The 21858-nt window shown below is 70.7% G+C and carries 18 protein-coding genes; 7 read left to right on the top strand and 11 right to left on the bottom strand.

Annotation, left to right across the window (positions count from 1 at the left end):
* The first annotated feature begins 3 nt into the window (after positions 1-3).
* Entirely contained in the window at positions 4-576 is a 573-nt protein-coding gene (locus AN215_RS16195) for a GNAT family N-acetyltransferase (protein ID WP_070013690.1), read from the top strand.
* Here the strand turns inward: AN215_RS16195 and AN215_RS16190 are convergent.
* From AN215_RS16190 to iolC, 8 genes are all read right to left on the bottom strand, one after another.
* Positions 566-979: a PIN domain-containing protein gene (locus AN215_RS16190; RefSeq protein ID WP_070013689.1), complete on the bottom strand. Its 414-nt coding sequence runs from the start codon at positions 977-979 to the stop codon at positions 566-568. The two genes, AN215_RS16195 and AN215_RS16190, sit on opposite strands and share 11 nt — an antisense overlap.
* On the bottom strand, positions 976-1257 hold the full coding sequence (locus tag AN215_RS16185) for a CopG family transcriptional regulator (RefSeq protein WP_070013688.1): 282 nt from the start codon (positions 1255-1257) through the stop codon (positions 976-978). The genes AN215_RS16190 and AN215_RS16185 overlap by 4 nt, the downstream gene beginning before the upstream one ends.
* 63 nt (positions 1258-1320) lie before the next feature.
* Positions 1321-2529 (bottom strand): serine hydrolase domain-containing protein, encoded by a 1209-nt coding sequence (locus AN215_RS16180; protein WP_070013687.1) that lies wholly within the window; start codon positions 2527-2529, stop codon positions 1321-1323.
* Positions 2530-2636: 107 nt separating this feature from the next.
* Positions 2637-4142: a CoA-acylating methylmalonate-semialdehyde dehydrogenase gene (locus tag AN215_RS16175; RefSeq protein ID WP_070013686.1), complete on the bottom strand. Its 1506-nt coding sequence runs from the start codon at positions 4140-4142 to the stop codon at positions 2637-2639.
* A gap of 100 nt (positions 4143-4242) precedes the next feature.
* Complete coding sequence (iolD, locus tag AN215_RS16170) at positions 4243-6186, bottom strand: 3D-(3,5/4)-trihydroxycyclohexane-1,2-dione acylhydrolase (decyclizing) (RefSeq protein WP_079123106.1); 1944 nt, start codon at positions 6184-6186, stop codon at positions 4243-4245.
* On the bottom strand, positions 6183-7109 hold the full coding sequence (iolB, locus tag AN215_RS16165) for a 5-deoxy-glucuronate isomerase (RefSeq protein ID WP_070013685.1): 927 nt from the start codon (positions 7107-7109) through the stop codon (positions 6183-6185). The genes iolD and iolB overlap by 4 nt, the downstream gene beginning before the upstream one ends.
* A gap of 112 nt (positions 7110-7221) precedes the next feature.
* Positions 7222-8103 (bottom strand): Cgl0159 family (beta/alpha)8-fold protein, encoded by an 882-nt coding sequence (locus AN215_RS16160; protein ID WP_070013684.1) that lies wholly within the window; start codon positions 8101-8103, stop codon positions 7222-7224.
* Between the two features lie 66 nt (positions 8104-8169).
* Entirely contained in the window at positions 8170-9204 is a 1035-nt protein-coding gene (gene iolC / locus AN215_RS16155) for a 5-dehydro-2-deoxygluconokinase (RefSeq protein ID WP_070013683.1), read from the bottom strand.
* 272 nt (positions 9205-9476) lie between these two features.
* Here iolC and AN215_RS16150 point away from each other — a divergent pair, with 272 nt between their 5' ends.
* The 4 genes from AN215_RS16150 to AN215_RS16135 all read left to right on the top strand — a co-directional run bounded on the left by AN215_RS16150 (position 9477) and on the right by AN215_RS16135 (position 14083).
* Positions 9477-10388, top strand: a complete 912-nt coding sequence (locus AN215_RS16150) for a sugar phosphate isomerase/epimerase family protein (RefSeq protein WP_070013682.1) — start codon at positions 9477-9479, stop codon at positions 10386-10388.
* Between the two features lie 645 nt (positions 10389-11033).
* Positions 11034-11228 (top strand): helix-turn-helix transcriptional regulator, encoded by a 195-nt coding sequence (locus AN215_RS16145; protein ID WP_070013986.1) that lies wholly within the window; start codon positions 11034-11036, stop codon positions 11226-11228.
* Positions 11229-11467: 239 nt separating this feature from the next.
* The gene (locus AN215_RS16140) at positions 11468-11698 is read left to right on the top strand and encodes a heavy-metal-associated domain-containing protein (RefSeq protein ID WP_070013681.1); all 231 of its coding nucleotides are present in this window, start codon (positions 11468-11470) and stop codon (positions 11696-11698) included.
* A gap of 45 nt (positions 11699-11743) precedes the next feature.
* Positions 11744-14083 (top strand): heavy metal translocating P-type ATPase, encoded by a 2340-nt coding sequence (locus AN215_RS16135; protein ID WP_070013680.1) that lies wholly within the window; start codon positions 11744-11746, stop codon positions 14081-14083.
* A 585-nt stretch (positions 14084-14668) separates the two neighbouring features.
* Here AN215_RS16135 and AN215_RS16130 read toward each other — a convergent pair.
* From AN215_RS16130 to AN215_RS16120, 3 genes are all read right to left on the bottom strand, one after another.
* Positions 14669-15958, bottom strand: a complete 1290-nt coding sequence (locus AN215_RS16130) for a citrate synthase (RefSeq protein WP_070013679.1) — start codon at positions 15956-15958, stop codon at positions 14669-14671.
* 163 nt (positions 15959-16121) lie between these two features.
* Complete coding sequence (gene recD2 / locus AN215_RS16125; protein WP_070013678.1) at positions 16122-18365, bottom strand: SF1B family DNA helicase RecD2; 2244 nt, start codon at positions 18363-18365, stop codon at positions 16122-16124.
* A 29-nt stretch (positions 18366-18394) separates the two neighbouring features.
* Entirely contained in the window at positions 18395-19042 is a 648-nt protein-coding gene (locus AN215_RS16120) for a helix-turn-helix domain-containing protein (RefSeq protein WP_070013985.1), read from the bottom strand.
* Between the two features lie 225 nt (positions 19043-19267).
* On the opposite strand from AN215_RS16120, the gene AN215_RS16115 reads away from it, so the two are divergent.
* Entirely contained in the window at positions 19268-20275 is a 1008-nt protein-coding gene (locus AN215_RS16115) for a LacI family DNA-binding transcriptional regulator (RefSeq protein WP_070013677.1), read from the top strand.
* Entirely contained in the window at positions 20272-21855 is a 1584-nt protein-coding gene (locus AN215_RS16110) for a sugar ABC transporter ATP-binding protein (RefSeq protein WP_070013676.1), read from the top strand. Before AN215_RS16115 ends, AN215_RS16110 begins: the two co-directional genes overlap by 4 nt.
* The last annotated feature ends 3 nt before the right edge of the window (positions 21856-21858 follow it).

The raw sequence follows: 21858 nt of genomic DNA, 5'->3' as shown, positions 1-21858 counted from the left end.
TCCATGAACCGCATCGACGTCCGCCCGGTCCGGACCGGCGAACTGGAGGCAGTCGCCGTGCTCCGCTGGCAGTGGGCGCAGGAGCGGCAGAGGACGCCCGTCACCTCGCGGGACGAGTTCGTACGGCGGTTCGTGACGTGGGCGCTGGAGCACGAGTCCTCGCACCGGTGCCTGGTCGTGGCCCGCGAAGGCACCTGCGGCGCGGAAGCCGGTGGCGACACCGACCGCGAGGACATCCGCGAAATGGCTTGCGACGAGGGCACTCTCCTCGGCATGGCCTGGCTCGCGATCACCCGGCGGGTACCGCACCCCGGCGCCCCCGAACGCGCCTCGGGCGACGTCCAGTGCGTGTACGTGGTGCCTGACGAGCGCGACGGAGGGCTGGGTGCACGGCTCATGGACGGGGTCCTCGCGCTGGCGCGCGACCTCGGGCTGGAGCGGGTGACGGTCCACTCCAGCGACCGCGCCGTCACCGCCTACACCCGTGCCGGCTTCGCCCACTCCCCCCTCCTGCTCCAGGCGGAGGTTGCGCGGGAGGGACAGCCCGGAACCCGGACTGCGCCCGTCAGACCTTGATGACGGTGACGTGCTCACCGCACAGGGCGGCGATGTCCTCGGGATCCGAGGTCAGTGCGGTCACGGGTCCGGGTGCGCTGAGGGCGGTTGCGCAGAACATGGCGTCGATGGCGTGCTTGTGACCGTGAAGGCCGACCTCGGCGAGCAGGTCCGAGGCACACCGCGCGATGTGCTCGGTAACGGGCTCGATGACGATCCGGGACAGCGTCCAATGCAGAGCCGTTCGCTTGATCCGAGGGTGGACGACTTCCACCAGCGTCACGGCGCTGGTGATCACGCGCATGTCCTCCGCACGCGCCAGCGCAAGCCACGCCGTGACCTCGCGATCGCGAAGAACAGCCTTCGCCAGTCCTTCACTGTCCAGAGCCAGTGTGCCCCCCGGTACAGCCAGGGGCCGGGTCATGCGGCGCTTGTCCCGGTGCTTCCGGCATTTCCGGCCTGCCCCTGGTCCTCGCGGGCACCGTGCAGTTGATCCCGTCTGGCCTGGATCTCTTCCTCGGTGATGGGGCCGTGATCGGCTTCCGCAACAGCGATGAGTTCATTGAGATCATCCCGCTCGATCTGCCGCCCGACGGCCGCGGCCACATAGGCGGACAGTCCTGATGGGCCGCTTCGTGTGCGGGCGGCTTCGGCGATGTCTCGCGGCATGGTGATGGAGTACTTCTGAGTGGGCTCTGCCATGCCCTCTATGCTACCTCGAATACTCCTGCTCGAGTGCGAACGGTCACGGCGGCCTCCGTACGCTCACACACCCGCCGCGTAACGCCAGAAGTCCCGCATCCGCTCGGGCCACGCCGGTCCGGACAGCCGGAGCTGCGTCAGCAGGATGGTGACGGCGCCGGTCGAGGGAGTGATGTGGGCGGCTGTCCCGCTGCCGCCGACCCAGCCGTAGCGGCCGGGCACGTTCCACACCTCGACGGGGTCCACGTCCACGCCGCCGCCGAATCCCCAGCCCTGCCCTTCCAGGAAGTGCGCGCCGGCCTCACGCTGGGCCCGCGTCAACTGGTCGGCGGTCATCCGGCGCACCGAGGCGGGCGACAGCAACTGCCTTCCGCCGGGGCCTCCTTCAGCGCCTCTCCCCGTACGCCCCTTCCGGGCAGGGCCCTTCTCCGTACGCCCCTCGGCGAGCAGCATGCGGGCGAAGGCGTGCCAGTCGTCGAGGGTCGAGACGAGACCGCCGCCGCCGGACGGGAAGGCGGGGCGGCGGCTCCACTGCCCGTCCGGCGGGTCGGCGGGCTCGATGCCGCCGCCCGGCGTCCGCGGGGGCAGGTAGAGGCTGGTGAGCCGGCCGAGCTTCTCCGGCGGCACCCAGAATCCGGTGTCCTCCATCCCCAGCGGTTCGAACAGCCTCTCGGCGAGGAACTCCGGCAGGGGCGTTCCCGAAGCGCGGGCGATGAGCACGCCGAGAATGTCGGAACCGAAGTGGTAGAGCCAGCCTTCGCCCGGCTGGTGCAGCAGCGGGATGCGGGAGAGCGCCGCCATCCACTCGTCGGGCGCGGCGCCCGCCTGTGGGCGCACCGGATCGTAAGCCAGCTCCGCGAAGAGCCGCCTGACGACCGGCAGCGAGAAGTCGGGCGCGAAGCCGTACCCGGCGCGGAACGTCAGCAGGTCGAGCACGGTGATGGGCCGCGAAGCCGGAACGACGTCGTCCACCGGGCCGTCGGGCCTGCGTACGACGACGGGCGAAGCCAGTTCCGGCAGCCACCGCTCCACCGGGTCCTGCAGCGCGAACCGGCCCTCCTCCACCAGCATCATCGCCGCCGCCGCGGTGACCTGTTTGGTCAGCGACGCGATACGGAAGACCGACTCCCTGGTCATCGGGACGGCGCCGCTCGCGTCCGCATGGCCAACGGCCGCCACCTCCGCCCGGTCACCACGGGCCACCAGGCCCACCGCCCCCGGCGCCGATCCGCGGCCCGTATGCCTCTCCAGGACGTCGCGCAGGCTGGTCATCGTCCCCTCCAGGTCTCCGGTCGCGCAGCGTACCGGTGCTCACGCCGCAGGCCCGGCCGCGCAGCGACGCGGCCGGGCCTGCACGAGCTGCTGCGAACGCCGAGCCGCTACGACGACGTGGGGAAGCCGAGGTTGATGCCGCCGCTCTCGGCGGGGTCGGGCCAGCGGGTGGTGATGACCTTGCCGCGCGTGTAGAAGGCGATGCCGTCGTTGCCGTAGATGTGCAGGTCGCCGAAGAGGGAGTCCTTCCAGCCGCCGAAGGAGTGGTGGCCGACGGGGACCGGGATGGGCACGTTGATGCCCACCATGCCCGCCTCGACCTCCAGTTGGAAGCGGCGGGCGGCGCCGCCGTCGCGGGTGAAGACGGCGGTCCCGTTGCCCCAGCGGCTGCCGTTGATGAGGGCGATCGCCTCGTCGTAGGTGTCCGCCCGTACGACGCACAGCACCGGGCCGAAGATCTCGTCCCGGTAGGCGTCCATGTCCGGGGAGACCTTGTCGAGGAGGGAGACGCCGATGAAGAAGCCGTCCGCGCACTCGGGGCGGCCCTCGACGGTGTATCCGGTGCCGTCCACGACGACGTCGGCACCCTGGTCGCGCGCGCCGCCCACGTATGAGGCGACCTTGTCCCGGTGCTCGCGGGTGATCAGCGGGCCCATCTCGGAGGAAGGGTCGTCGCCAGGACCGATGCGCAGCTTGTGCGCACGGTCGGCGATCTTCGCCACCAGTTCGTCGCCGGTGTCGCCGACGGCGACGACCACCGACACCGCCATGCACCGCTCCCCCGCCGAACCGTAGGCGGCGTTGATGGCGTTGTCGGCGGCGAAGTCCAGGTCGGCGTCCGGGAGTACGAGCATGTGGTTCTTCGCGCCGCCCAGCGCCTGCACCCGCTTGCCGTGCGCGACGGCCTCCGACTGGATGTACTTCGCGATCGGCGTCGACCCGACGAAGCTGACGCCCGCGACGTCCGGGTGGGACAGCAGCCGGTCGACCGCGGTCTTGTCGCCGTTGACGACGTTGAGCACACCGTCCGGCAGGCCCGCCTCCGCGGCGAGTTCGGCGAGACGGTAGGGCGCGGACGGGTCCTTCTCGCTCGGCTTCAGGACGAAGGTGTTACCGCAGGCGATGGCGAGCGGGAACATCCACATCGGCACCATCGCGGGGAAGTTGAACGGCGTGATGCCGGCGACGACCCCGAGCGGCTGGCGGATGGAGGCGACGTCGACGCGTGTGGAGACCTGCGTGGAAAGTTCGCCCTTGAGCTTCTCGGGGATGCCGCAGGCCAGTTCGAGGATCTCCATGCCGCGGGCGACCTCGCCCAGCGCGTCGGAGTGCACCTTGCCGTGCTCGGAGGTGATGAGCGCGGCGATCTCGTCGCGGTGCGCGTCGAGCAGTTCGCGGTACTTGAAGAGGAAGGCGGTGCGCCTGGCCAGCGAGCTGACCGACCACTCCGCATACGCGCGCCGCGCCGCGTCGACGGCCGAGTCGACCTCCTCGGCCGAGGCGAGCGCGACCTGTGTGGGCTGCGTGCCGGTGGCGGGGTCGTAGACGGGGCCGACGTTGCCGGAGACGGACTCGACGGCCTTGCCGCCGATCCAGTGGCCGAGGGTCTTCATGTCGTGGCTCTGCTTTCTGTGGTGGTTGCGAAGCCGGTTGCTGTACAGGGCTGTTGAGGTGTGACGTGACCCGGCTTGTTCCGTCGTGCCCGCGTGCCCGTCACAAGTGGCGGCGCCTGGCGGCCGCGTGGCGTTCGTACTCCTCGCGTGCCTTGCGCGCGGCCGGACGGCCGGACGTCTCGGCGACGACGACGTCCCACCAGGCCGCGGCCCCGGGCGGAGCCGGCGCCGAGGGGCCGGTGTCGGTCTCGACGTACACGCACGTGGGACGCTCGGAGGCGCGCGCCCGCGCGAGAGCCGTACGAAGCTCGCCGACGGTCTCCGCGCGGATGACGTCCAGGCCGAGCGATGCCGCGTTGGCGGCCAGGTCGACGGGCAGCGGCTCGCCCGTGTACGAGCCGTCGGCCGCCCGGTAGCGGTAGGCGGTACCGAAGCGTTCGGCGCCGGTCTGCTCGGACAGGCCGCCGATGGAGGCGTAGCCGTGGTTCTGCACCAGCACCATGTTGATGTTGACGCCCTCCTGCACGGCGGTGACGATCTCGCCCGGCAGCATCAGATACGTGCCGTCGCCGACGAGGGCCCACACCGGCCGGTCGGGGGCGGCGAGGCGGACGCCGATGGCGCCGGGGATCTCGTAGCCCATGCAGGAGTAGCCGTACTCCAGGTGGTACTGCCGCGGTGAGCGGGCGCGCCACAGCTTGTGCAGGTCGCCGGGGAGGGAGCCCGCGGCGTTGATGACGACGTCGTCGTCGCCGACGACACCGTCCAGGGCGCCCAGCACCTGGGCCTGGGTGGGGCGGGCGCCCTCGTCCTTCGCGGCGTACGCGGAGTCGACGGCCCGCTCCCATTCCGCCTTGCCCCGGGCGAACTCCTCCTCGTACGAGGCGGCGACGCGGTGTCCCAGCAGGGCGCCCGTCAGGGCCTCCAGGCCGGCGCGGGCGTCGGCGACGAGCGTCAGCGCGCTCATCTTGTGCGAGTCGAACGGGGTGATGTTGAGGTTGAGGAAGCGCACGTCCGGTTCGGCGAAGAGCGTGTTCGAGGCGGTGGTGAAGTCGCTGTACCGGGTGCCGACGCCGATGACGAGGTCCGCGGCGCGCGCCAGGTCGTCGGCCACGGCGGTGCCGGTGTGGCCGATGCCTCCCACGTCGCAGGGGTGGTCGAAGCGCAGCGATCCCTTGCCCGCCTGGGTGCTGGCGACGGGGATGCCGGTGGCGTCGGCCAGCGCCCGCAGTGCGTCCTCGGCCTCGCTGTGGTGCACGCCGCCGCCCGCGACGATCAGGGGCCTGCGGGCGTCCAGCACGGCGGTGGCGGCGGCCGCGACCTCGGCGGGCTCCGGGCCCGGCCTGCGTACGTGCCAGACGCGCTCGGCGAAGAACTCCGCGGGCCAGTCGTACGCCTCCGCCTGCACGTCCTGCGGCAGCGCCAGCGTGACGGCTCCCGTGTCGGCGGGGTCGGCGAGGACGCGCATGGCCTGCAGGGCGGCGGGGATCAGCGCCTCGGGCCGGTGCACGCGGTCGAAGTAGCGGGATACGGGCCGCAGCGCGTCGTTGACGGACACGTCGCCGGCGCCGGGCACTTCGAGCTGCTGCAGCACGGGGTCGGCGGTGCGGGTGGCGAAGATGTCGCCGGGGAGCAGCAGCACGGGCAGCCGGTTGACGGTGGCGAGGGCCGCGCCGGTGACGAGGTTGGTGGCTCCGGGGCCGATGGAGGTGGTGACGGCGTGGGCGGAGAGGCGGTTGTTCTGGCGGGCGTAGCCGACGGCGGCGTGCACCATGGCCTGCTCGTTGCGGCCCTGGAGGTAGCGCAGCGGTGCGTCGTCGCCCTGGCCGCTCTCGACGAGCGCCTGGCCGATGCCGGCGACGTTGCCGTGTCCGAAGATGCCCCAGCAGGCGTCGATCAGGCGGTGCTGCCGCCCGTCGCGCTCGGTGTACTGGGCGGCGAGGAAGCGCACCAGTGCCTGCGCGACGGTGAGGCGCCGCGTGCCGCGTTCGGTACGGCGTCCGGTCCGGCCTTCGGTGCCGGCGCCTCCCGGTACTGAGTTCACTTTCCCCTCTCCCCTTCCACTGTCGGTGCGTGGTAGAGCGGCAGCCTTGGATCGACAGGCTGCTCCTCCCAGCTGCCTCGGATCCAGGCGTGGTCTGGATGGTCGCAGATAAGCCACGCCCGCTCCAGACCCGGTCCGGCCATCACGTTCAGGTAGTACATGTCGTGGCCGGGTGCGGCGATCGACGGGCCGTGCCAGCCGTCGGGAATCAGCACCGCGTCGCCGTCGCGGACCTCGGCGAGCACGTCGGTGCCGCTGCGCGGACCGGACGGCGAGACCCGCTGGTAGCCGAGGCCCGGGATCTCCGCGGAGCCGGCGACGTCCTCGGTACGGTGCGGGGCGATCTCGAAGTAGTAGATCTCCTCCAGTTCGCTCTCCACGCCGGGCCGGTCCTCGTCGTGCTTGTGCGGCGGGTACGAGGACCAGTTGCCGCCCGGTGTGAGCACCTCGACGGCGATGAGCTGGTCGGCCTCGAACACCCCGGCCGCACCGAAGTTGTTGACCTGCCGGGAGCAGTTGCCCCTGCCGCGCAGTTCGACGGGGACGGACGAGGCGGGCCCGTAGCGCGCGGGGAACCGGCGCGTGCAGCGGGCGCCGGTGAGCGCGAAGCGGCCGCCCCCGTCGCTGCTGATGCTCACCGCGGCGTCCCTCGGGACGTACGCGAAGTCGCTCACGCCGTCGAAGACGCTTGTGCGGCCGTGGAGTTGGAACGTCTCACCCTCGGCGGCGACGGTGCAGCCCCCGCTGAGCGGCAGGACGATCCACTCGCTCTCCCCCGCGCCGAACTCGTGGCTGCCGCCGGGCTCCAGCTCCAGGACGCGAAGCGAGGAGTAGCCCCACCCGGCCCTCTCGGGATCGATGTCGAGCGTGTACGGGGCCGCGGCCGCGCTGCCCGCCGGCAGATGCAGTTCGCTGCGTGTCATGTGCACCGTCCTCGGGGTCCTGGGGTTTCTCGGGGCTGTGCTTTCCCGGGGGCCTTTGCCGCCACGGGGCCTGGGCTTTCCCGGGGTTCTCGGAGTCCTGCGCGTGCTCGGCTCACAGCAGCCCGACCGCGGTGTCCACGGCGCCCGCCACGTCGCCGTCGGCCGGATACAGCAGGGACCGTCCGACGACCAGACCGCGCACGGTGGGCATGCGCAGCGCCGTACGCCACTTCTCGTACGCGCCCTCCTGGTCCCCGTTCGTCTCGCCGCCCAGCAGCACGACCGGCAGGGTCGAGGTCCCGCACACCCATGCCATGTCGTCGGGGTCCTCGGCCACGGGAAGCTTCAGCCAGCTGTAGGCGGACGTGCCGCCGAGACCGGAGGCGATGGCGATGGAGCGGGCGACCGCCTCCGCGCTCAGGTCGTTGCGGACCTTGCCTTCGACGCGGCGGGAGATGAACGGCTCGATGAAGACGGGCAGCCGCCGCTCCGCCATGTCGTCGACGGCGCGCGCGGTGGAGTGGAGCGTGGCCAGCGAACCGGCGTCGCCGTAGTCGATGCGTACCAGCGCCTTGCCCGCGTCGAAGCGCAGCCGTTCGATGTCCTGGGCGCGGTATCCGGTGAAGCGGTCGTCGAGTTCGTACGTGGCGCCGGCCAGCCCTCCCCGGTTCATCGACCCCATGACGATCTTGTTCTCGAGGGCGCCGAGAAGCAGCAGGTCCTCCAGGATGTCGGCCGTGGCCAGTACGCCGTCGACTCCCGGGCGGGACAGCGCCAGCGTCAGCCGTTCCAGCAGCTCCGCGCGGTCGGCCATGGCCAGTTCGCTGCCGCCGACGCCCAGGGCACCTCGGGCCGGGTGGTCGGCGGCGACGATCATCAGCCGGCCGCTCTCGCCCACCAGGGGACGCCGGGCGCGTCTGGCGGCAGCCTCCGCGATCGCCTCCGGGTGCCGGGCCCGTACGGCGACGAGGTCACAGATGCTGATGCTGCTCAAGGGAGTTGCTCGCTTTCGTGGCGTGGCACGGCCTGGCGGCCGGCCGTGGCGGAGCGGCGGCGCGGGTCAGCCCCGCAGGAGTTCCTCGACCTCGCCGGGCGTGGGCATCGCGGTCGAGCAGGCCAGCCGCGAGGCGACGAGGGCCCCGGCGGCGTTCGCGTACCGCATCGTGTACTCCAGGTCCCAGCCGGCGAGCAGCCCGTGGCAGAGCGAGCCGCCGAAGGAGTCGCCCGCGCCGAGTCCGTTGACGACCTCGACCGGATGCGGGGGGACCTGAGCACGGGTGCCGTCGCGGTGCGCGGCGAGCACCCCCTTGGGGCCCTGCTTGACGACGGCGAGTTCGACGCCCGCCTCCAGCAGGGCGTCGGCGCAGGCGTCCGGCTCCCGGGTACCGGTGGCGACCTCGCACTCGTCGAGGTTGCCGACGGCGACGGTGGCGTTGGCGAGTGCCTGCCGGTAGTACGGGCGTGCCTCCGCCATGACCGCCTGCCCGGCCTCCTCGGCGTCCCCTGGTTCGTCGGCGTCCCCGGTGTGCGCGCCCCAGAACATGGGCCGCCAGTCCATGTCGAAGACGGTCGCCGCGGGTTCGCCGCCCGGGTGCCGCAGGCGGCTCTCCGCGCGGGCCTCGAGCGCGGTGAGGGTCGTGGTGCGGCTCGGTTCCGCGCACAGCCCCGTGCCCGTCACCCAGAAGATGCGCGCGGACGCGATCGCGGTGAAGTCGAGGTCCTCGGGTACGAGTTCGAGATCGGGAGCCTTGGGCTCACGGTAGAAGTACAGCGGGAAGCTGTCGGGAGGGAAGATCTCGCAGAAGGTGACGGGGGTGGGATACCTGTTCACGGGCGTGACCCACCTGTCGTCCACGCCGAAACCGCGCAGCGCCTGATGGCAGTACTCGCCGAAGGGGTCGTTCCCGGTGCGGCTGATGACGGCGCTGGTGTGCCCGAGCCGGGCGGCGGCCACGGCGACGTTGGTGGCGGAGCCGCCGAGGAACTTCCCGAACGTCTCGACCTGCGGCAGCGGAACGCCGGTCTGGAGGGGGTAGATGTCGACGCCGATGCGGCCCATCGTGATGACGTCGTGCGGCTCTTCCGTGACTGCCATGGATGCCCTTCCTGGGTCGTTCCCTCGCCGAGCGCCCCTCCCGGCGCCCGGCCTCCTCATCGTCGGCGCTGACGGCAAAACCTGTCAATGATTTGTCCTTACATACTGACGTCTGCAGTGCAAGGCGATGGTTCGTTTAGTCCGTATGAAACGTTGTCCTTACATACTCTTGACAGTGGCCGCGCCCACCGAGTTGGCTCGGCCCGTCGCTGCGCGCGACCCTCCGGCCCGTGACATCACACGCAAGACGTACGTAGAGCGAGGAGCCCTCAGTGACTTCTGCGACCCCTTCCCTCGACCGCATCCGGGTCGGCTCGGCACCCGACTCCTGGGGCGTCTGGTTCCCCGAGGACCCCGAGCAGGTGCCGTGGCGGCGCTTCCTCGACGAGGTCTCCGAGGCCGGCTACGAGTGGATCGAACTGGGCCCGTACGGCTACCTCCCCACCGACCCCGCCCGCCTCACCGAAGAGGTCGGCTCACGCGGCCTCAAGGTCTCCGCCGGGACCGTCTTCACCTCGCTGCACCGGGGCCCCGCGGTGTGGGACGCCACGTGGGAACACGTCAGCCAAGTCGCCGCTCTGACAAGGGCGATGGGCGCGAGCAACCTCGTCGTCATCCCGTCCTTCTGGCGGGACGACAAGACGGCCGAGGAGATCGAACCGCGCGAACTGACCGCGGAGCAGTGGCGCCACCTCGCGAGCGGCACCGAGCGCCTGGCCCGCGAGGTACGCGAGAAGTACGGGCTGGAGATCATGGTGCATCCCCACGCGGACACCCACATCGACACCGAGGAACACGTGGAGCGCTTCCTCGACGCGACCGACTCCGGCCTGGTCAACCTCTGCCTGGACACCGGCCATTACGCGTACTGCGGCGGCGACAGCGTCAAGCTGATCGAGACCTACGGCGAGCGGATCGGCTATCTGCACCTCAAGCAGGTCGATCCGGCGGTCCTCTCCGACGTGGTGGAGAAGGGGACGCCCTTCGGGCCGGCCGTGCGGCAGGGCGTGATGTGCGAACCGCCGCTGGGCGTACCGGCGATGGAGCCGGTGCTCACCGCCGCACAGGGTCTCGGCGTGGATCTCTTCGCCATCGTCGAGCAGGACATGTACCCGTGCCCGCCGGACCAGCCCTTGCCGATCGCCCGCCGCACACGGCGGTTTCTGCGCGGCTGCGGCGCGTAGGGAGCGTCCCGGCGGACCTTCGCGGGTCGACGAGCCGGGGACTCCCCCTCGCTGCGCTGCGGGGCCCCCACCGCAAGGCGGTGGGGTACCCCGGACGGGGTCCGGGGGAGATCGTCCTCGTGCCGGGCCCCATGCCGCAGGGCTGGGGCCGCATGCGAAGCCCTGGGGTCCCCCATGCGAAGCCAGGGGAGGGAGTACGCCGACTCCGACAACACCCGGGCACACCCCCTGACTTAGCGGGAGGGCCCCCTCCCGGACGCAGTCCAGGGGGCCGAGGTGCCGTGCCGGGCATCGCGAGCCGGTGGGCCTTTCCGGTCACAGCACCGGCCTGGCACCGGCCTGGCGTGCCGCCCAAGTGGCCCCCGAAGCGCGGGACTTGACGTGCCGCGAGGCCGGCCCGCGGCACCCGGCGCCGGCCGCGCCCCGCGCTGTGCCGGCGCCGTGCGGGCAGCACGCGGGGCGCCGCCGCAGGCGTACCGCACGCAGCGCGGGACCGTGTCGGAACCCTGTCACGAGCGTCACCATTACCCGGTCGGTACGTCACAGACCTTCAACAGGCCCTCCCCGTCGGTCACTCAGCGTCGTTCACCGGGCACAGGCTGATGATCAACAGCCGCTTCTGTGGTCCCTGTGGGAGGTGCCAAGTTGCCCGATCGACGACTCTGGTCGTACAAGGACATCGCCGCGCACATCGGAGTCCGGACGGACACGGTGCGCTCGTACCGCAAGCACGGCCTGCTGCCGCCGCCCGACCTCGTGGAGGGCGGCAAGCCGTTCTGGTACGCGGACACCGTCCGGGCCTGGGTCACGCGCCGTCCCGGACACCGTGGAGGGCGCTGAGGGCGCGGTCGGCGGACGCACCGGCGTCACCGTCCTGCGAGGCAGGCCGGGAGCCCCGGCGCCCGTCTCCCATCGAGATCCTCTCGGGTCTCCGTGGGGACGGGCGCCGGGGCCTCTGTCATATTCGGACCCGCGCCACAGCACGGCGGAAATACCTAGGGGGGGTATAGTGGTTCCTGTCTCCGTGCCCCACTGGAGCACAGGAACCAAGGACAACCAGGCATGACCAGGGAGCGACGATGAGCACAGTCACCACCACGTACAAGGTCAGCGGCATGAGCTGCGGGCACTGCGAGGGCGCCGTTTCGAGCGAGATCTCGGAGATCGAGGGCGTGTCCTCCGTGAAGGCCGTCGCCTCCGCCGGCGAGGTCACGGTCACCTCCGCCGCCGAGCCGGAGTACGAGGCGGTACGCGCGGCGGTCGACGAGGCCGGCTTCGAACTGACCGGGCGGGCCCAGGACACGGCGTGAGCCCCGCATCCGCATCCCCACCCCATCGCTCCCGGGAGCACCACGATGACCAGCACCACGCAACATGAGGCACCCGCCGCACCGCAGAGCGTGGAACTGTCCATCGGCGGCATGACGTGCGCCTCGTGCGCCGCCAGGGTCGAGAAGAAGCTCAACCGCATGGACGGCGTCTCCGCCAGCGTCAACTACGCGACGGAGAAGGCGAAGATCCGGTACGCGGACGCGGTGTCCGTGGACGACCTCATCGCCACGGTGGAGCGCACGGGCTATTCGGCACACCGGCCGCCCTCCCCGGTCCCGTCCACGCCCGGACCGCGCGCCGAACCCGGCGCGGGGACCGGCCGCTCGGAGACCGGTCCGGCGGACCCCGGCGCGGACGCCTCAGGGGAGGGCGACCCCCGGGCGGGCGAGCCGGCCGCACTGCGGCAGCGTTTCCTCGTCGCGCTGGTGCTGTCCCTGCCGGTCGTGCTGCTGTCGATGGTGCCGCCCCTGCAGTTCGACAACTGGCAGTGGCTCTCCCTCGTGCTCGCCTCGCCCGTGGTCGTCTGGGGAGGTCTGCCCTTCCACCGCGCCACCTGGACGAACCTGCGCCACGGCGCGGCCACCATGGACACGCTGATCACGGTCGGCACGCTGGCGGCCTTCGGCTGGTCGCTGTGGGCGCTGTTCTTCGGGCACGCCGGGATGCCGGGCATGCGTCACGGTTTCGACTTCACCCTCTCCCCCGGCTCGGGGGCCGGTTCCTCCGCTCTCTATCTCGAAGTCGCCGCGGGCGTAACGACGTTCCTCCTGCTGGGCAGGTATCTGGAGGCCCGCGCCAAGCGGAAGTCGGGAGCGGCCCTGCGTGCGCTGATGCAGCTGGGGGCGAAGGACGTCGCGGTGCTGCGGAACGGTGCCGAAGAACGGATTCCCGTCTCACGGCTGGCCGTCGGCGACCGCTTCGTCGTACGCCCCGGAGAGACCGTCGCCACGGACGGCACCGTCACCGAAGGCGCGTCGGCGGTCGACACCTCGATGCTGACGGGCGAGTCCGTGCCGGTCGACGTGGCCGCGGGAGACACGGTGACCGGGGCGACGGTCAACGTCTCCGGACGACTGGTCGTGACCGCGGCCCGGATCGGCTCGGACACCCAGCTCGCCCGGATGGCGAGGACCGTGGAGGAGGCGCAGAGCGGCAAGGCCGCCGTGCAGCGGCTCGCCGACCGGGTGTCGGCCGTGTTCGTACCCGTCGTGCTGGTGCTGGCCGCGGCGACCCTCGCGGGCTGGCTTCTGACCACGGGCGACGCCGCCTCCGCGTTCACCGCGGCCGTGGCGGTGCTGATCATCGCCTGCCCCTGCGCGCTCGGACTTGCCACGCCCACAGCGCTGATGGTCGGCACGGGACGCGGAGCGCAGCTCGGCATCCTGATCAAGGGCCCGGAGGTGCTGGAGTCCACGCGCCGCATCGACACCGTCGTACTCGACAAGACCGGCACCGTGACCACCGGACGCATGGAACTCCACGACGCCGTCCCCGGTGAGGGCGTCACGGAGGACGAACTGCTGCGGCTTGCCGGTGCGTTGGAGGACGCCTCCGAGCACCCCATCGCACGCGCCATCGCGCGGGGCGCGCGGGAGCGCGCCGGCGCGCAGGCGCCGCCGCTGCCCACCCCGGAGGGCTTCGAGAACCTCGCCGGGCTCGGTGTGCGCGGCACGGTGGAGGGCCGGGCCGTGCAGGTCGGACGTGCGGCCGGTGAACTGCCGGCCCGCCTGGCCGAGGCGATGACCGCGGCGGAGTCGGCGGGCCGTACGGCCGTCGTGGTCAGCTGGGACGGTGCGGTACGGGGCGTGCTGACCGTCGCGGACACGGTGAAGGACACCAGCGCCCAGGCCGTACGGGAACTGCGCGAACTGGGCCTCACACCGGTGCTGCTGACGGGCGACAACAGGGCGGTCGCGGAGGCGGTGGCGCGCAGCGTCGGCATCGAGCCCACCGGATCGGCTGTGATCGCAGGAGTGTTGCCGGAGGACAAGGCCGGCGAGGTGCGCCGGCTGCAGGCCGAAGGCCGCACCGTGGCGATGGTCGGCGACGGGGTCAACGACGCGGCGGCCCTGGCCGGCGCCGATCTGGGCCTGGCCATGGGCACGGGCACGGACGCGGCGATCGAGGCCGGCGACCTGACCCTCGTGCGGGGAGACCTGCGGGTGGCGGCGGACGCGATCCGGCTGGCCCGCAGGACGCTCGGCACCATCAAGGGCAACCTCTGGTGGGCCTTCGGCTACAACGTGGCCGCTCTGCCGCTCGCGGCCGCCGGGCTGCTCAATCCGATGATCGCGGGGGCGGCGATGGCCTTCTCGTCGGTCTTCGTGGTCACCAACAGCCTGCGGCTGCGCCGTTTCAAGTGACCCGGTCAGGGCTGCCCTGGCGACCGGGCACGGCCTCACACGTGAGGGGAAAGTGAAGATGGTGTGACGGCTGCCCGCCCCTATGTCCGTACGCGCCACCCTTGGCGGGGGAAATCCGGAATTACCAACTCCACCCATCCGCATCCCCGCGGGGACACCCGGGCGACCACACCCGGGTACCGAAAAGCGCCCCGCCGATCAGGTCCCCCCACGGGCCTGTCGACGGGGCGCTTCCGTTTCCCGGTCACGGATTCCCCCCACGGGATCCTGGCCGGGTGCTTACTGGCTGCACGTACGGACGGGAGGGCCGCTCAAAGCTCCCCGGGCACGCTTGCCGATTCTGCTCACCGGGTCCGTCCCCCAAAGACGCACTCGGCAGTGGCGGCGGCTCCGCCGGGGGGCCGCTGCCACCCGGTTAGACGTCCGACCCTGGACAATGGTTACCCCCCAATTTCTGTGACCTATGTCTCTCTGCGGATCTGCATATACGGAAGGCCCCGATCCGCTTGGATGGGGCCTTCCGCGGACGTCTCCCAAGGGGGCGTCACGCACTGTACAGCAAACGTCACCCGTGGGTCAGTGGGATCAGCGGGATTCGATGGGCACGTACTCGCGCTCGACGACACCGGTGTAGATCTGCCGCGGACGCCCGATGCGCGAACCGGGCTCCTTGATCATCTCGTGCCACTGGGCGATCCAGCCGGGCAGCCGGCCGAGCGCGAACAGCACGGTGAACATGCTGGTCGGGAATCCCATGGCCCGGTAGATCAGGCCGGTGTAGAAGTCGACGTTCGGGTAGAGCTTCCGCTCGACGAAGTAGTCGTCGCTGAGGGCGTGTTCCTCCAGGCGCAGGGCGATGTCCAGCAGTTCGTCGCTCTTGCCGAGAGCCGAGAGGACATCGTGCGCAGCCGCCTTGATGATCTTCGCCCTCGGGTCGAAGTTCTTGTAGACGCGATGGCCGAAGCCCATCAGCTTTACGCCGTCCTCCTTGTCCTTCACCTTGCGGATGAAGGTGTCGACGTCGGAGCCCGACGCCTGGATGCCCTGCAGCATCTCCAGAACGCTCTGGTTGGCGCCGCCGTGCAGCGGCCCCCACAGGGCGTTGATGCCGGCGGAGATCGAGGCGAACATGTTCGCCTGCGAGGAGCCGACCAGCCGCACCGTCGAGGTGGAGCAGTTCTGCTCGTGGTCGGCGTGCAGGATCAGGAGCTTGTCGAGGGCGTTGACCACGACCGGGTCGAGCTCGAACTCGGCGGCCGGCACGGAGAAGGTCATCCGCAGGAAGTTCTCGACGTAGCCGAGGTCGTTGCGCGGATAGACCACGGGGTGGCCGATGGCCTTCTTGTAGGCGTAGGCGGCGATCGTCGGCAGCTTCGCCAGCAGCCTTATGGTCGATAGGTGCCGCTGCTCCTCGTCGAACGGGTTGTGGCTGTCCTGGTAGAAGGTCGACAGCGCACTGACCACGGACGAGAGCATCGCCATCGGGTGGGCGTCGCGCGGGAATCCGTCGTAGAAACGCTTGACGTCCTCGTGCAGCAGGGTGTGGCGGGTGATCTCGTCCTTGAAGGAGGCCTGCTGGTCGACGGTGGGAAGTTCGCCGTGGATCAGAAGGTAGGCCGTCTCCAGGAACGTGCCTCGCTCCGCCAGCTGCTCGATCGGGTAGCCGCGGTAACGCAGGATCCCGCCCTCGCCGTCGAGGTAGGTGATGGCGGATTTGTACGCGGCGGTGTTGCCGTAGCCCGAATCCAGGGTCACCAGACCGGTCTCGGCGCGCAGCTTGCCGATGTCGAAACCACGGTCGCCTACCGTGCTGTCGACCACGGGGTAGCTGTACTCATCGTCCCCGTACCGAAGTACTACAGAGTTGTCGCTCACGTCTTCCCTCACCGACGTAGTGCCTCTTCTTCGAGGTGCCCTGACCCTTTCCACTGTCTCCCACTGAGCGCGGTGCGGTGCACTCGGGGTCGGCCAAAGGGCTCTTTGATGGCACGCAGTGCCGTCTTCTTCTCAATATCCTGCACCCTCCACGCGGCGCCGGTCACCCCCTGGAACAGCCGGGGACCGCGCCGGGCGCCGCGGCCCCCAGCAGCCGGTGGTCCAGGGCCGTGCACCGGCGGCCCGCGGAGACGGTGCGGACTGCCTGCCCGATCGCCTTCCGCGACCCCACAAGCACCACAAGACGCTTTGCCCGTGTGACGGCGGTATAAAGCAGATTGCGCTGGAGCATCATCCACGCACCCGTGGTGACGGGAATCACCACCGCCGGGTACTCGCTGCCCTGGGACCGGTGGATGGTGACGGCGTACGCGTGGGCAAGCTCGTCCAGTTCGTCGAAGTCGTAGGCCACCTCCTCGTCCTCGTCCGTACGGACCGTCAGGCGCTGGTCCTCCGCGTGCAGGGCGGTGACGACGCCGACGGTGCCGTTGAAGACGCCGCAGGCGCCCTTCTCGTAGTTGTTGCGGATCTGGGTGACCTTGTCACCGACGCGGAAGACCCGCCCGCCGAAGCGCTTCTCCGGAACATCCGGACGGGACGGGGTCACCGCCTGCTGCAGCAGCCCGTTGAGCGTCCCGGCGCCGGCCGGGCCGCGGTGCATGGGCGTGAGCACCTGTACGTCGCGGCGGGGGTCGAGCCCGAACTTGGCGGGGATGCGGCGGGCCACGACGTCGACGGTGAGCTTCCCTGCCTCCTCCGAGTCGTCCTCGGGGAAGAGGAAGAAATCACTCAATCCGTGGGTGACGGGCTGCGCTCCGGAATTGATGCGGTGGGCATTGGTCACCACACCGGACTGCTGCGCCTGCCGGAAGATCCGCTTCAGCCGCACCGACGGGACGGGGCCGCCCTCGGCGAGCAGGTCCCGCAGCACCTCGCCGGCGCCGACGGACGGCAGCTGGTCCACATCGCCCACCAGCAGCAAGTGGGCGCCCGGCGGCACGGCCTTGATCAGCTTGTTGGCCAGCAGGAGATCGAGCATCGACGCCTCGTCGACCACCACCAGGTCCGCGTCGAGGGGGCGGTCGCGGTCGTACGCGGCGTCCCCTCCGGGCTTCAGCTCAAGCAGCCGGTGCACCGTGGAGGCTTCCGCCCCGGTCAGCTCCGCAAGCCGCTTGGCGGCCCTGCCGGTGGGCGCCGCGAGGACGACCTTCGCCTTCTTCGCCCGCGCCAGCTCCACCACCGACCGCACCGTGAAGGACTTGCCGCAACCTGGCCCGCCCGTCAGCACCGCCGCCTTCTCGCTGAGCGCCAGCCGCACCGCCTGCCGCTGCTCCGGCGCCAGCTCGGCGCCCGTGCGCTCCGCGAGCCAAGTGAGCGCCGCCTCCCAGTCGACGTCCTGGAAGGCTGGCATCCGGTCCTCCGGGGCGTGCAGCAGCCGGCGGAGCTGACCCGCCAGTGACAGCTCCGCCCTGTGGAAGGGCACGAGATAGACGGCCGTGACCGGCTGCCCGTCCTCGCCGGGGACCGTCTCGCGCACGACCCCCTCCTCCTCCGCGGCGAGTTGGCCGAGACAGTCGATGACGAGACCCACCTCGACCTGGAGCAGCTTCACCGCGTCGGAGATCAGCCTCTCCTCGGGGAGATAGCAGTGCCCCTGGTCGGTGGACTGCGAAAGGGCGTACTGCAGACCGGCCTTGACGCGCTCCGGGCTGTCGTGGGGGATTCCGACGGACTGCGCGATGCGGTCCGCGGTGAGGAAGCCGATGCCCCACACGTCCGCCGCCAGCCTGTAGGGCTGGTTCTTCACCACGGAGATCGAGGCGTCCCCGTACTTCTTGTAGATCCGCACGGCGATCGAGGTGGAGACGCCGACGCCCTGAAGGAAGACCATCACCTCCTTGATGGCCTTCTGCTCCTCCCAGGCGGCGGCGATCTTCCCGGTGCGCTTCGGGCCCAGGCCCGGCACCTCGATCAGCTTGCGCGGATCGGACTCGATGACCTCCAGCGTGCCCGTGCCGAAGTGGTCGACGATGCGCTCGGCGATGCGCGGGCCGATGCCCTTGATCAGGCCGGAGCCGAGATACCGGCGGATGCCCTGCACGGTGGCCGGCAGGACCGTCGTGTAGTTCTCCACGGTGAACTGGCGGCCGTACTGCGGGTGGGAGCCCCAGCGGCCCTCCATGCGCAGCGACTCGCCGACCTGCGCGCCCAGCAACGAGCCGACGACCGTGAGCAGTTCGCCGCCGCCGCGGCCGGAGTCGACCCTGGCCACGGTGTATCCGTTGTCCTCGTTGGCATACGTGATGCGTTCGAGGACCCCTTCGAGCACGGCGTTCTGGAAGGACATGTGACAGACCTTGACTTCCGCTCTCCGGCCTAGGTGCCGGGGATTCCTACCACGGTCGGTTGACCGTCTCGGGGGGTTCCTGCTTCAACGCGCTGTGCCGGGATGGGTCCCGGTCTTACCTGCGCTCGACAGGCTGACACCGCCAGTCCGGCGGCCTTGGCGACGTCGACCGCCGCGTTGACGTCTCGATCGAGGACGGCCCCGCACCCTTCGCACTCCCAGATGCGGACGTGTAGGGGCTTAGGGCCGTCCTTGACGCCGCAGACTGAGCAGACTTGAGAGGTCGGCTCGAACCGGCCGATGCGCACGAACCTGCGACTGAACTTCGCGGCTTTGTCTCTGGCTGCCTGCCGATAGTCCTTACGGGACTTCAAGCGGGGTGCTCCCATGCGGGGGCGCTTGCCCTTCCGGTAGGCGGCGTCCAGGTCCCGGAGGGACTGTTGAAGAACGACGGCGGAGACTTCGGCGAGCCAGGCGCGCTCTTCGGTCTTCTTCGCCTCGGTAATCAGCAGCTTGGACAGGTCTCCTGTCTTCGGGAACACCTCACCTGCGGCACGGGCGGTCTCCCGGGCGCGAAGCGCGTCGTTGTAGACCACCCGCACACACCCGAACGCCCTGGCCAGCGCGGCACGCTGAGGACCGTTCGGGTACAGGCGAAAGCTGTACCTCAGCTGCATGACGATCACCGTAATGCCCGCCACCGACAACGCGTCAGGCCTGTGGACGACCCGGTCACGCCCCGGCACGGACGCCTCCGGCAGGTGTCACGTGCCGCGTCACGGACCGCGTCGGGAGCCTTGTCACGATCGGATGTAGAACCCTTGTGCTGACGCGGTGCCGTCCCTTCTCATGTCGGATGTAATCGTTACCACGACGGTCAGGATCCAAGGCGGGCGCGGCAGTTGACCAGCATCAAGGACGTTGCATCCCACGCAGGGGTCTCGGTCGCCACGGTCTCCCGGGTGCTCAACGACCACCCGGCCGTGCGCCCGGACACCCGCTCGCGCGTGCTGACCGCCGTCACCCAGCTCGGTTACCGTCCCAACGCCGTCGCACGCTCCCTGAGGACGCATCAGACGCGCACTCTCGGCCTCGTCATCAGCGACGTGCTCAACCCGTTCTTCACGGAGCTGGCCCGGGCCGTCGAGGACGCCGCCCGTGAGCGCGGCTACAGCGTCATCATCGGAAACGCCGACGAACGCGCGGCACTTCAGGAACACCATGTGCGCACTCTCCTGGAGCGCCGCATCGACGGCCTGCTGGTCTCCCCCACCGACGGCGGCAACGCGATGATCCGGGACGCGGCGGCCGCCGGCACCCCCATGGTCTTCGTCGACCGCTGGATACGCGGCCTCGACGTGCCCGTCGTGCACGCGGACGGACGCGGCGCCGTCCACGATCTCGTCGCGCACCTCCACGCACTGGGCCACCGGCGCCTCGCCATCATCGGCGGCCCCAGCGAGACCACCACGGGCGACGAACGCGTGGCCGCCTTCCGCGCGGCGCTCGACGCGCACGGACTGCCGCTGCCCCCGGAGTACACCGGCCAGGGGGACTTCCAGACCGAGAGCGGCAGACGGGAGACGGCGGCCTTCCTCGATCTGCCCGAGCCCCCCGAGGTCGTCTTCGCCGCGGACAACCTGATGGCACTGGGCGCGATGGACGAACTGCGCCGCCGCGGCCTGCGCGTCCCCCACGACATCGCGCTGGCCGCGTTCGACGACATCCCGTGGTTCCTGCACACCGATCCGCCCATCACCGCGATCGCACAACCGACCGGCGAGCTGGGACACCGCGCCGTGGAAGCCCTGATCAACCTGGTCGAGGGCCGCAGCGCCGAGTCCGTCACCCTCACCGCCCGCCTTGTCACGCGCCGCTCCTGCGGCGAGAGCGAAGGGAAGAACCGTTGAGCACGCCCGACCCCCCACCTTCCCGGGAGTTGCTGCGCACCGAGGGCATCCGCAAGACCTTCACCGGAGTGGTCGCCCTCGACGGCGTCGACTTCGACCTGCACGAAGGCGAAGTGCACGTACTGCTGGGCGAGAACGGCGCCGGCAAGAGCACCCTCATCAAGGTCCTCTCCGGCGTCCACCGCGCGGACTCCGGACGCGTGCTGCGCGACGGGAAGCCCGTGCGCATCCACAGCGCGGGCGACGCCGAACGCCTCGGAGTCGCCACCATGCACCAGGAGTTCAACCTGGTTCCGCATCTCAGCGTCGCCGAGAACATCTTCCTCGGCCGGCAGCCCCGCCGCTTCGGGCTGCTCGACCGCTCCCGCATGAACGCCGACGCCGCCGAGGTGCTCGGCCGCGTGGGCGTCGACATCCCACCGGACACGCCCGTACGCGAACTGGGCGTCGCACGCTCGCAGATGGTCGAGATCGCCAAGGCGCTGAGCCTGCGCGCGCGTGTGCTGATCATGGACGAGCCGACGGCCGCGCTCACCGCCGACGAGGTCGAGAAGCTCTTCGACCTCGTACGGAGGCTGCGCGCCGACGGCGTCGGCATCGTCTTCATCACCCATCACCTGGAGGAGATCGCCGCGCTCGGCGACCGCGTCACCGTGCTCCGCGACGGCCGCAGCGTCGGACGGACACCCGCATCGACGCCGCGCGACGACCTCGTACGGATGATGGTGGGGCGCAGCATCGAGCAGCAGTACCCGCGGGAGACCGGCACCCCGCGCGCCACTTCCGGGAACGCGGAGGCGCCGCTGCTGCGCGTCTCCGGGCTGGGGCGTGCGGGCAGCTTCTCCGGAGTCGGCTTCGAGCTGCGTGCGGGCGAAGTCGTGGGCCTGGCAGGGCTGGTGGGCGCCGGGCGTACGGAGGTGGCGCGTGCGGTCTTCGGCGCCGACCCGTACGACTCGGGCACCGTCGAGGTGCAGGGCAGGCGGCTGCGCCGGCACGACATCAACGCCGCACTCGCCGCCGGCATCGGGCTCGTACCGGAGGACCGCAAGGGCCAGGGTCTGCTGCCTGACTCCTCCGTGGAGGACAACCTGGGGCTGGTCACGCTGCGCCGGGCAAGCCGCGCGGGCTTCGTGAACCTGACCGGCCAGCAGGAGTCCGCGAGCCGCATCGCCGGGCGTCTGAACGTACGCATGTCGGGGCTCGGCCAGCGCATGGGCACCCTCTCCGGCGGCAACCAGCAGAAGGTCGTCATCGGCAAGTGGCTGCTCGCACAGAGCAGAGTGCTGATCCTCGACGAGCCGACGCGCGGCATCGACGTCGGCGCGAAGGTCGAGATCTACGAGCTCATCAACGAACTCACGGCGTCGGGCCACGCCGTGCTGATGATCTCCAGCGACCTCCCCGAGGTGCTGGGCATGAGCGACCGCGTCCTCGTGATGGCCCAGGGCCGCATCGCGGGCGAACTCGCAGCGCGGGAAGCGACTCAGGACGCCGTGATGCGGCTCGCCGTGGGCACCGCGCACGAACAGGGCACGCCCGCGTCGAAGACCAAGGACAAGGAGGGCCTCCGTGGCCACTGACAT

The organism is Streptomyces abyssalis, assembly GCF_001751365.1.
Taxonomy (GTDB): domain Bacteria; phylum Actinomycetota; class Actinomycetes; order Streptomycetales; family Streptomycetaceae; genus Streptomyces; species Streptomyces abyssalis.
The sequence above is the reverse complement of the archived record's forward strand: the minus strand, read 5'-3'. Positions and strand labels throughout refer to the sequence as shown.

Excerpts from the sequence above, each read along its gene's own strand:
- AN215_RS16195 (WP_070013690.1), top strand. The coding sequence starts at position 4 with ATGAACCGCATCGACGTCCGCCCGGTCCGGACCGGCGAACTGGAGGCA.
- AN215_RS16190 (WP_070013689.1), bottom strand. The coding sequence starts at position 979 with ATGACCCGGCCCCTGGCTGTACCGGGGGGCACACTGGCTCTGGACAGT.
- AN215_RS16185 (WP_070013688.1), bottom strand. The coding sequence starts at position 1,257 with ATGGCAGAGCCCACTCAGAAGTACTCCATCACCATGCCGCGAGACATC.
- AN215_RS16180 (WP_070013687.1), bottom strand. The coding sequence starts at position 2,529 with ATGACCAGCCTGCGCGACGTCCTGGAGAGGCATACGGGCCGCGGATCG.
- AN215_RS16175 (WP_070013686.1), bottom strand. The coding sequence starts at position 4,142 with ATGAAGACCCTCGGCCACTGGATCGGCGGCAAGGCCGTCGAGTCCGTC.
- iolB (WP_070013685.1), bottom strand. The coding sequence starts at position 7,109 with ATGACACGCAGCGAACTGCATCTGCCGGCGGGCAGCGCGGCCGCGGCC.
- iolC (WP_070013683.1), bottom strand. The coding sequence starts at position 9,204 with ATGGCAGTCACGGAAGAGCCGCACGACGTCATCACGATGGGCCGCATC.
- AN215_RS16140 (WP_070013681.1), top strand. The coding sequence starts at position 11,468 with ATGAGCACAGTCACCACCACGTACAAGGTCAGCGGCATGAGCTGCGGG.
- AN215_RS16135 (WP_070013680.1), top strand. The coding sequence starts at position 11,744 with ATGACCAGCACCACGCAACATGAGGCACCCGCCGCACCGCAGAGCGTG.
- recD2 (WP_070013678.1), bottom strand. The coding sequence starts at position 18,365 with ATGTCCTTCCAGAACGCCGTGCTCGAAGGGGTCCTCGAACGCATCACG.
- AN215_RS16120 (WP_070013985.1), bottom strand. The coding sequence starts at position 19,042 with ATGCAGCTGAGGTACAGCTTTCGCCTGTACCCGAACGGTCCTCAGCGT.